The organism is Streptacidiphilus melanogenes, from assembly GCF_000787835.1.
Taxonomy (GTDB): domain Bacteria; phylum Actinomycetota; class Actinomycetes; order Streptomycetales; family Streptomycetaceae; genus Streptacidiphilus; species Streptacidiphilus melanogenes.
In genome coordinates this window covers 132,756-142,493 of the sequence record NZ_BBPP01000010.1, presented here as the reverse complement: position 1 = coordinate 142,493, position 9,738 = coordinate 132,756, and the positions used below count along the sequence as shown (strand labels likewise).

The 9,738-nt window shown below is 73.9% G+C and carries 9 protein-coding genes, 1 tRNA gene and 1 pseudogene; 4 read left to right on the top strand and 7 right to left on the bottom strand.

The window, feature by feature from the left end; all coding sequences use genetic code 11:
* From TR49_RS45525 to TR49_RS14160, 6 genes and pseudogenes are all read right to left on the bottom strand, one after another.
* Positions 1-292: alpha/beta fold hydrolase (locus TR49_RS45525; protein ID WP_042381511.1), on the bottom strand; the 292-nt coding region annotated here is incomplete at its 3' end.
* The gene (gene pcaB / locus TR49_RS14180; RefSeq protein WP_042381510.1) at positions 289-1,776 is read right to left on the bottom strand and encodes a 3-carboxy-cis,cis-muconate cycloisomerase; all 1,488 of its coding nucleotides are present in this window, start codon (positions 1,774-1,776) and stop codon (positions 289-291) included. The genes TR49_RS45525 and pcaB, both read right to left, overlap by 4 nt.
* A 31-nt stretch (positions 1,777-1,807) precedes the next feature.
* The gene (pcaG, locus tag TR49_RS14175) at positions 1,808-2,365 is read right to left on the bottom strand and encodes a protocatechuate 3,4-dioxygenase subunit alpha (protein ID WP_042381507.1); all 558 of its coding nucleotides are present in this window, start codon (positions 2,363-2,365) and stop codon (positions 1,808-1,810) included.
* Positions 2,365-3,105, bottom strand: coding sequence for a protocatechuate 3,4-dioxygenase subunit beta (gene pcaH / locus TR49_RS14170; protein ID WP_042381506.1), 741 nt, complete (start codon positions 3,103-3,105; stop codon positions 2,365-2,367). The genes pcaG and pcaH overlap by 1 nt, the downstream gene beginning before the upstream one ends.
* A gap of 180 nt (positions 3,106-3,285) precedes the next feature.
* A pseudogene (locus TR49_RS14165) lies at positions 3,286-3,906 on the bottom strand (CoA transferase subunit B); the annotation flags it as partial.
* Positions 3,903-4,661, bottom strand: coding sequence for a CoA transferase subunit A (locus TR49_RS14160; protein ID WP_042381504.1), 759 nt, complete (start codon positions 4,659-4,661; stop codon positions 3,903-3,905). The pseudogene TR49_RS14165 and the gene TR49_RS14160, both read right to left, overlap by 4 nt.
* A 131-nt stretch (positions 4,662-4,792) precedes the next feature.
* Between TR49_RS14160 and TR49_RS14155 the strand changes: the two genes are divergently transcribed.
* On the top strand, positions 4,793-6,589 hold the full coding sequence (locus tag TR49_RS14155; protein ID WP_042381503.1) for an IclR family transcriptional regulator domain-containing protein: 1,797 nt from the start codon (positions 4,793-4,795) through the stop codon (positions 6,587-6,589).
* 152 nt (positions 6,590-6,741) lie between these two features.
* Here the strand turns inward: TR49_RS14155 and TR49_RS14150 are convergent.
* Positions 6,742-6,824 (bottom strand) — tRNA-Leu (locus TR49_RS14150).
* A gap of 215 nt (positions 6,825-7,039) precedes the next feature.
* On the opposite strand from TR49_RS14150, the gene TR49_RS14145 reads away from it, so the two are divergent.
* From TR49_RS14145 to TR49_RS46585, 3 genes are all read left to right on the top strand, one after another.
* On the top strand, positions 7,040-8,374 hold the full coding sequence (locus TR49_RS14145; RefSeq protein WP_236653358.1) for a M20/M25/M40 family metallo-hydrolase: 1,335 nt from the start codon (positions 7,040-7,042) through the stop codon (positions 8,372-8,374).
* A gap of 187 nt (positions 8,375-8,561) precedes the next feature.
* Positions 8,562-8,804, top strand: a complete 243-nt coding sequence (locus TR49_RS14140) for a chaplin (RefSeq protein WP_042381498.1) — start codon at positions 8,562-8,564, stop codon at positions 8,802-8,804.
* A 264-nt stretch (positions 8,805-9,068) separates the two neighbouring features.
* Positions 9,069-9,738, top strand: a 670-nt coding sequence (locus TR49_RS46585; protein WP_236653357.1) for a chaplin, incomplete at its 3' end; no start/stop codon positions are given.

Here is a 9,738-nt window from a genome sequence, read left to right as displayed (position 1 = left end):
GGGCGAGGACGAGTGCGGCCAGGTCGGCGACGGTGGTGGCGGTCGGGCCGTCGGCCGCGCCTGCCGTCCCGGGTGCCGGGAGCCCGGCGAGCGACGGGAGGGCGGTGGCGGCGGTGCCGCCGTGGCCGGGGAGGTCGTAGCGCACCACGCGGTGCGTGCGGGCCAGGGCGGGGACGAGCCCGTCCCACAGCGCGAGCGAGGTCCCGAGCGAGGGGCCGAGCAGCAATGGCGGGGCGTCGGGGCGGCCGTCGGTGCGATGGTGCAGGGCAGGGCGGTGCGGCGGCTGGGTCACGGGCTCAGGTCCTGGTGCTGGTCCGGGCGCACGGGGCGCGGTTCGTCGGGGGCGGGTTGGCGGCGGAGCGCGCGGTCGGTGAGCTCCGGCGCGGCGCCGAGGTATCCGGTCGGGTCGAGCAGGGCCGGGATGGGCACGGCGTGAGCGTCGGCAGCGTCGGCCGTCGGCGCGGATTCGGACGGCGCGGATTCGGACGGCGCGGATTCGGACGGCGCGGATTCGGACGGCGCGGCTTGGGGCGGGGCGGCTTCCGACCGGGCCGCCAGCTCCGGCTGCCGGGCCAGCGCGGTGCCGAGTTCGACGCCGTCGGCGACGGCCTCGCGGGAGGCAGCGGTGACGACGGCGCGCGCGGTTCCGCGTCCCAGAGCGGGGGCGAGGGCGTCCAGCAGGCGTTCGGAGACGATCAGTCCCCGGGTCAGGTCCAGGTGGGCGCGCATCCGGGCGGTGTCGGCGTGCAGGCCGTCCACCAGGGCGACGGCGTGCGCCGCCGCCCCCGCGGCCAGGCGCAGCGCCTCGCGCAGCGGTTGCCACTCCGCGTGCCAGGCACCGGCGGGCCGCTCGTCCTCGGCCGTCATCGCGGAGAACAGGACCGAGGCCAGAGCGGGCAGTTGCCGTGCCGCCGAGGCAATGAGGGCGGCCCGGACGGGGTTGGCCTTGTGCGGCATCGCGGACGAACCGCCGCCCGAGCCCTCCGCCAGCTCGCCGATCTCCGTGCGCGAGAGCACGAGCACGTCGGCGGCGAGCTTGCCGAGCGCGCCGCCGACCAACGCCAGGGACGCGCCCAGTTCGGCGACGGGCGTGCGCAGCACGTGCCACGGCAGCGACGGCCGGTCCAGCCCGAGCTCGTCCGCGAACCGGTCCGCCAGCGCCGGTCCCGCCGGACCGAAGGCGGCCAGGGTTCCGGCCGCGCCCCCGAGTTGGGCGGGCAGGCACAGTGCGGCGAGCCGGTCGCGGGCGTCCAGGACCAGGCTCCTCCAGCCGGCGGCCTTCAGCCCGAAGCTGGTCGGCACCGCGTGCTGGGTCAGCGTGCGGCCGGGCATCGGCGTGGCCCGGTGCTCGGCGGCGAGGACGGCCAGCCGGTCGGCGATCCGGTCCAGGTCGGCGCGGAGCACGCTCCGCACGCGGGCGGCGACAAGCATCGTCGCCGTGTCGAGGATGTCCTGGCTCGTCGCGCCGCGGTGCACGGCGTCGGCGTGCTGTGCGGGCACGGCCGCGCGCAGGTCCGCGACCAGGGGGATCACCGGGTTGCCGCCCGCCTGCGCCCGCAGCGCCAGTGAGCGCACGTCGAAGTCCTGCCGGCGCGCGGCGGCCTGCGCCACCGCGTCGGCGGCGTCGGCGGACACGACGCCGAGCGCGGCCTGTGCGCGGGTGAGCGCCGCCTCCGCCTCGAGCATGGCGCGCAGGAACGCGGGGTCACCGGTCAGCGCCGCGGCGGGGGAGCCGACCCCGACCGGGTTCAGCAGGCCCAGGTCGGCGGCGTCCATGGCCGATTCGGGCGTGGGCTCGCGGTTCGGTTCAGGCGAGGTCAAGGAAGACCGTCTCCTCGTGCGGGGCCCCCTGCAGCCGGATGTCGAAGCCGAACAACCCGGGGCGTTCCTCCTGGGCGAACAGCGTGGAGCGCCGCTCGACGGGTATCCGGCGCAGGACGTCGTCGGGGCGCGCGTCCGGCAGGTAGACCCGGGTGAAGAGGTGGTGCAGCAGGCCGCGAGCGAACACGCACACCGCGAGGTAGGGGGTCTCGGCGGGCGGCGCGAGGGTGTGCAGCGTCCAGGAGCCGTCGGCGTCGGTGGCGACGCGCCCGAAACCGGTGAAGCTGAGGCCGTCGCGGCCCGCGTAGCCGCCCGTGGTGTGGTCGCGACGCAGCGACCCGGGCCGGCCCTCGCGGCCGCCGTCCGGGGCGGCCTGCCAGAACTCCAGCAGCGCGTCAGGGATCGGCGCGCCGTCACCGTCGAGGACCCGCCCGTGGAGGACGATCGCCGCCGGATGGCCGGCGGGCGCCACCACGCCGCCGTCGGGGAACGGCAGGGCGTAGCCGTAGAAGGGGCCGACGGTCTGCGAAGGGGTGGGAAGCATCAGCGGCCCTCCTCGGTCCAGGTGGCGGCGGGACCGTCGAGGACGACGTCCCAGCGGTAGCCGAGCGACCACTCGGGGACGGACAGCTCGTGGTCGTAGGCGGCGACCAGCCGCTGCCGCGCGGCGTCGTCGGTGACGGACCGCAGGATGGGGTCGTAGGCGAAGAGCGGGTCGCCGGGGAAGTACATCTGCGTCACCAGGCGCTGCGCGAAGGCGGTGCCGAAGAGCGAGAAGTGGATGTGGGCCGGGCGCCAGGCGTTCGTGTGGTTGCGCCACGGATAGGCGCCGGGCTTGATCGTGGTGAAGGCGTAGCCGCCCTCGTCGTCGGTCAGACAGCGCCCCACGCCGGTGAAGTTCGGGTCCAGCGGGGCGGGGTGCTGGTCGCGCTGGTGCGCGTAGCGGCCGGAGGCGTTCGCCTGCCAGATCTCCACCAGTTGGCCGCGCACCGGGCGGCCGTTCCGGTCGAGCACGCGCCCGGTGACGGTGATCCGCTCGCCGAGCGGCTCGCCGTGGTGCTGCCGGGTCAGGTCGGCGTCCAGCTCGGTGACGTCGGTGACGCCGAAGACGGGCCCGGACAGTTCGACGGCGTCGGGGTCCTCGAGGGCGACGACCGGCTGGCTCGGGTGGCGCAACAGGCTGCTGCGGTAGGGCGGGTAGCGACGCTCGGGGTGCAAGGCCCCGCTGGTGGGAGCGGCCTGGGCGGCGATCTCGGCGGAGATCTCCTGCTGCGTGGGCGACATGAGGCGCGGTCACCTCTCCCGGGTGTTGGCGGTGTCAGCGGTGTCGCCGCCGTCACCGTCACCGTCACCGTCACCGTCACCGTCACCGACGCCGACGCCGACGCCGACGCCGACGCCGACGCCGACGCCGACGCCGACGCCGACGCCGACGCCGACGCCGACGACGGCGTCGGTGACGGCCACGGGCGCGGCGGTGCGGTCGGCGATTTCCTGCGGCGTGACGCCGGGCGCGGTCTCGACCAGGACCAGACCCGCCTCGGTCACGTCGAGGACGCCGAGGTCGGTGATGATCCGGTGGACGCAGCGGCGGCCGGTGAGTGGCAGGGTGCACTCCTCGACGAGCTTCGGGGAGCCGTCCTTGGCGGTGTGCTCCGTCAGCACGACCACCCTGCGGGCGCCGTGGACCAGGTCCATCGCACCGCCCATGCCCCTGACCAGCTTTCCGGGGATCACCCAGTTGGCCAGGTCTCCGCGGGCGGAGACCTGCATGGCGCCGAGGACCGCCGTGTCGATGTGGCCGCCGCGGATCATGCCGAAGGAGAGGGCGGAGTCGAAGAACGCCGCGCCGGGCAGCACGGTGACGGTCTCCTTGCCGGCGTTGATCAGGTCGGGGTCGACCTCGTCCTCGGTCGGGTAGGGGCCGACGCCGAGCAGGCCGTTCTCCGAGTGCAGCACCACGTCGACGCCCTCGGGCAGGAAGCCCGGCACCAGGGTGGGGAGGCCGATGCCCAGGTTGACGTAGGAGCCGTCGGTCAGTTCGCGGGCGGCGCGGGCCGCCATCTCGTTCCTCGTCCAGCTCATCGGGTCCGCACCGTCCTGCGCTCGATGCCCTTGGCGGCGGCCTGCGACGGCGTCAGCTCGACGACGCGCTGGACGAAGACGCCCGGCAGGTGGATCTCGTCCGGGTCCAGCTCGCCGGGCTCGACCAGCTCCTCGACCTCGGCGAGGGTGATCCGCCCGGCCATCGCGGCGAGCGGGTTGAAGTTGCGGGCGGCCTTGTTGAAGACGAGGTTGCCGTGCCGGTCGCCGCGGGCGGCGCGGACCAGCGCGAAGTCCGTGGTGATGCCGTGCTCCAGCACACACTCACGCCCGTCGAACTCCCGCACCTCCTTGGCCGGGGAGGCGACCGCGACACCGCCGTCGGCGCCGTGGCGCCAGGGCAGACCGCCGTCGGCGACCAGGGTGCCGACCCCGGCCGGGGTGAAGAAGGCCGGGATGCCGCAGCCGCCCGCGCGCAGCCGCTCGGCCAGCGTCCCCTGCGGGACGAGCTCCACCTCCAGCTCGCCGGAGAGGTAGCGCCGGGCGAACTCCTTGTTGGAGCCCACGTACGAGCCGGTTACCCGGGAGATCCGCCCGGCGGCCAGCAGCACGCCGAGCCCGCCGCCGTCGACGCCGCAGTTGTTCGACACCACCGTCAGGTCCGTCACGCCGAGCGCGTGAACGGCCTGGATCAGCGTGTCCGGCACGCCGCTCAGGCCGAAGCCGCCGACGGCGAGCGACGCGCCGTCAGGGATGTCGTGCACCGCGGCAGCGGCGCTGGGATGGACCTTGTCCATGGGCAGTCCTCAGTCCTGGAGTTCCGTGCTGCTTGCCAGTGTTCGCAAGGTGAACTATTGTTCACAGCGAACGTTGCCCGCAGTCTGCGCTCGCGGGGAACTGCTGTCAACACCCCACCGGGAGTCCGCCCATGCCCGCCCTCCGCGACGAAGCCGCGACGGAAGCCCCGGCCGCAGTGGCGGCCGAAGCCCCCGCCGAAGCCGTCGGCCCGCTCCTGCGTGGCGTCGCGGTGCTGCGCGCTCTCACCGCGGCGCCGCAGCAGTCGCTCACCCTCGGGGAGCTGGCCCGCGCCACCGGTCTGGCCCGCGCCACGACCGACCGGATCGCCGCGACCCTCGCGCGCCTCGGCTACCTGCGGGTCGACGGCCGCACCGCGACCCTCGCGCCCGCGCTGATGGAGGTCGGCAACGCCTACCTCGCCTCGGTCCGCCTGCCCGACCTGCTCGGCCCGCTCGCCGACCGCCTCGCCGACACACTCGACGAGTCCGTCTCCCTCGCGGTCCCCGACGGGTCCGGCATCCGCTTCGTCCACCAGGCAACCCGGCGCCGCACCCTCTCGCTCAGCTTCCGCATCGGCGACCTGCTGCCGCTCGAACGCACCGCCCCGGGACCGCTGTTCGCCGCGCGGTGGAGCGAGGACGACTGGACGGCGTGGTCCGCGCGCGGGCCCGAGTCGTTCCCCGCCGTCCCGACTGGCTCGACCGTCCCGACCGTCCCGACCGTCCCGACCGGCTCGACCGGCCCGACTGGCCCGACCGGACGGACTGTTGCAGCCGGGACGGACGTACCCGACCTGCGCGCACGGGCCGAGGCTGCCGCCCGTGACGGCTGGGCCCTGGACGACCAGTTGATCGAGTCGGGCCTGGTGGCGCTCGCCGTGCCCGTCCACGACGCCACCGGCGCGCTGGTCTGCGCGGTCAGCGTGGTCAGCCACACCAGCCGCCACAGCGCCCCGCACCTGCGGGAGGTCCTCCTTCCCGCGCTCACCGCCGCCCGCGACGAGATGGAGTCGGTGCTCCGCGCGCCGCGCGAGCAGCACCCGGCCTCGTCGCCGACGGTGACCCCGACCTCGACCTCGTCCCCGGCCGTGTCGTCGACCGGCGGCCGCAGCGCGGCTGCGGCCGCCGTCTCGAAGGGGGAGCTCGGAGCGGACTTCATCGAGTCCCTCGCCCGCGGCCTGCTCGTGCCTACCGCCTTCGGCGCCGACCGGCCCGAGCTCAGCCTTTCCGCCGTCGCCGAGGCCACCGGCCTGGCCCGGGCCACCGCCCGCCGCGCCCTGATCACCCTGGAACACCTGGGCTACGTCACCGCCACCGGCAGGAGCTTCCGCCTCACCCCGACCGTGCTGGAACTCGGCTACGCCCCGCTCTCCGGCCTCACCCTGGCCGACCTCGCCGCGCCGCACCTCGCCGACCTGGTCGCCCAGGTCCACGACTCGGCATCCATGGCGGTCCTGGACGGTCACGACATCCGCTACACCGCGCGCGTGGCAGCCTCCCGCGTGATGTCGGTCCGGATCAGCGTCGGCACCCGATTTCCCGCCTACGCCACCGCGATGGGCCGGGTTCTGCTCGCCGCCCTCCCACCCGGGGCTCGCGATGCGCTCCTCGCGGGCGAGGACCTGCGGCCGCTGACCGCGCACACGCTCACCGACCCCGCCGCGCTGACGACCGCACTCGCCCGGACCGCGACCGACGGCCACACCGTCGTCACCGACGAGCTCGAGGAGGGACTGCGCTCGATCGCCGTCCCGATCCACGCCGCTGACGGCTGCGTCCTGGCGGCGGTCAACGTCTCCATGCACACGGCCCGTCGGTCCCTGGCCGAGTGCCGCGCCACTGTCCTCCCGGCGCTGCGCGCCGCCGCCGCCCGCATCGAGGCCGACCTCGCGGTCTCCGGCCGCTTTGCCCCGACGCCGGTGGCCTGACGCCGGTGGCCTGACCCCGAGAAGCGCTCGGGCGGCCGGAACCCGGCAGGCACGCACACGCCTTGGCCCGAAGAGCGCCGGAAGAGTGCCGGAAGAGTTCCGGAAAAAGCGATCGGCCCTCCCGGCGAGGCCGGGAGGGCCGATCCGATGCGTGCGCGAGGGGGGACTTGAACCCCCACGCCCCGAAGGGCACTAGCACCTCAAGCTAGCGCGTCTGCCATTCCGCCACCCGCGCATCGGAGTGGTCTGCTTGCTTCGGCCTTGCGGCCTCGCTCGCTGACGGGGTTAACCATAGCAAAGATCAGCGGTGGTTCCGAAACCCGATTCCTGGACGTGATCATGCCGTGGACCTGCGTCGATGCGAGGCGCACGCGGGTGGCGCACTTGGGCCCCGCGCGAGCCCGGTGGAGGATGGGGCACGAAGAGATCTTCGGAGAGAGGCGGAGCAGCGTGAGCGAGTCAGTGGGTGCGGGCCGTCAAGGGGAGGGCTTCGGCGAGGCGGAGGTCGCCGAGCTGTGCCGGGACCTGATCCGGATCGACACCAGCAACTACGGCGACAACTCCGGCCCGGGGGAGCGCGCCGCCGCCGAGTACGTCGCCGAGAAGCTGGCGGAGTTCGGTCTCCAGCCGCAGATCATCGAGTCCACCAAGGGCCGCGCGAGCACCGTCGCACGGATCGAGGGTGAGGACCGCTCCCGCCCCGCCCTGCTGATCCACGGCCACACCGACGTCGTGCCCGCCAACGCGGACGACTGGACGCACCACCCCTTCGCAGGTGAGATCGCCGACGGCATGGTCTGGGGCCGCGGTGCGGTCGACATGAAGGACATGGACGCGATGACCCTCGCGGTCGTCCGCGACCGGCTGCGCAGCGGACGCAAGCCCCCGCGCGACATCGTGCTCGCCTTCCTCGCCGACGAGGAGGCCGGCGGCGTCTACGGCGCGCATCACCTCGTCGACAAGCACCCCGGGCTCTTCGAGGGTGTCAGCGAGGCGATCGGCGAGGTCGGCGGCTTCTCCTTCACCGTCAACGAGCAGCTGCGGCTCTACCTGGTGGAGACGGCGGAGAAGGGCATGCACTGGATGCGCCTCACCGTCGACGGCACCGCCGGGCACGGCTCGATGACCAACAAGGACAACGCCATCACCGAGCTGTGCGAGGCCGTCGCCCGTCTCGGCCGCCACCAGTTCCCGGTCCGTGTGACCAAGACCGTGCGGCACTTCCTCGACGAGCTCTCCGACGCCCTCGGCGTCGAGCTCGACCCGGAGGACATGGACACCACGCTGGAGCGCCTCGGCGGTATCGCCAAGCTGATCGGCGCCACCCTGCGCAACACCGCGCAGCCGACCATGCTCGGCGCCGGCTACAAGGTCAACGTCATCCCCGGCCAGGCCACCGCGCATGTGGACGGGCGCTTCCTGCCCGGCTACGAGGAGGAGTTCCTCACCCAGCTCGACGCCGTCCTCGGCCCGCGCGTCCGGCGCGAGGACGTGCACAGCGACAAGGCCGTGGAGACGGACTTCGACGGGCCGCTCGTCGACGCGATGCAGAAGGCGCTGCGCGCCGAGGACCCGATCGCCCGCGCCGTGCCGTACACGCTCTCCGGCGGCACGGACGCCAAGGCCTTCTCCGACCTCGGCATCCGCTGCTTCGGTTTCGCCCCGCTGCAGCTCCCGCCGGACCTGGACTTCGCCGGGATGTTCCACGGCGTGGACGAGCGGGTCCCGGTCGACGCGCTCAAGTTCGGCGTCCGCGTGCTGGACCGGTTCATCGACGCCTGCTGAGCCCTGCGGTGCCCGGCCGACACCGTCGGGCACCGGCAGCACGGGCGGTACCGCCGCATTCGTGCTGGCTTTCGGACTTCTCACTCCAGCGGGTGAAGGTTGTTGGGCGGACGTACCCCGTTTGCCGCAGCGTCGTTCACCCATATGCAGCTCACCGAACGGGCTGTTCCCACTGAAGGAGGAGACCATGCAGGTCAAGAAGATCGCCGCCGTCGTCGCCGCCGCGGGTGCGCTCGGCCTGGCCGGCGCCGGCATCGCCAGCGCCAACGACGGTGCCCAGGCTCAGGGTGCGGCCTGGGGCTCCCCGGGCGTGCTGTCCGGCAACGTGATCCAGGTGCCGGTCCACGTCCCGGTGAACGTCTGCGGCAACACCATCAGCGTGATCGGTCTGCTTAACCCCGCGTTCGGCAACCACTGCGAGAACAACTGAGCGTGAGCCGGAACCCTCCGGATCACCGACTCGGTACGTGACAGCGGGCACGGTCCCAGGAGGCGCCACTCCTCGCGGGCCGTGCCCGTTTCGTTCCGTCCGGACTCTCGTTTGTGGAGTTGATGTGGAGTCAACCGTGCCCAGCAGGGCTCACTCTCGTTGGGACTGGTACGGGGGCCACGGGGCGAGAAGCAAGAACCACGAGCACGACTGAGAGCAGGGCAACACATGCGACAAGCGGCCAAACGCGGGTTGCTCACGGTCATGGCGACCGGGAGCGTGCTGGCCTCCACCGCGGGTATCACGGCAGGGTTGGCGGCGGGCTCCGCCTTCGCCGACTCGGGCGCGAGCGGCACGGCCAGCGATTCGCCGGGCGTGGGCTCCGGCAACGCGATCCAGGTGCCGGTCGCGGTGCCCGTGAACGCCTGCGGCAACACGGTCAACATCATCGGCGCGCTCAACCCGGCCTACGGCAACAAGTGCGCCAACGTCGGCGGTTCGCCGCGCGGCGGCTCGGGTGAGTCCGGCGGGTCGAGCGGCTCCGGCAGCTGGAACGGCTCCGGTAGTTCGCACGGGTCCGCCGGGTCGGGTGAGACCAGGGGTTCCGGCGGCGGCTCCGGCGGCCTCGCCCAGGGCGGCGCGCACGGCTCGCCGGGGCTGGGGTCGGGCAACGCGGTGCAGGTCCCGGTCGACGTGCCGGTCAACGTCTGCGGCGACACGGTGAACGCTCCGGGCGCCGCGAACCCGGCCTTCGGCAACTCCTGCGCCAACGGCGGCCACGGGCACACCGGTGGTGGCGTGCCGTCGCCGAGCCCCTCGTGCACCGGCCCGATGGGTGGCTCGGGCGGGGGCATGGGCGGTTCCGGCGGCTGCGACACGGGCGGTCCGACGGGTGGCAACGGCGGGGACAGGGGGGCCAGCAGCCCCCGCCGCC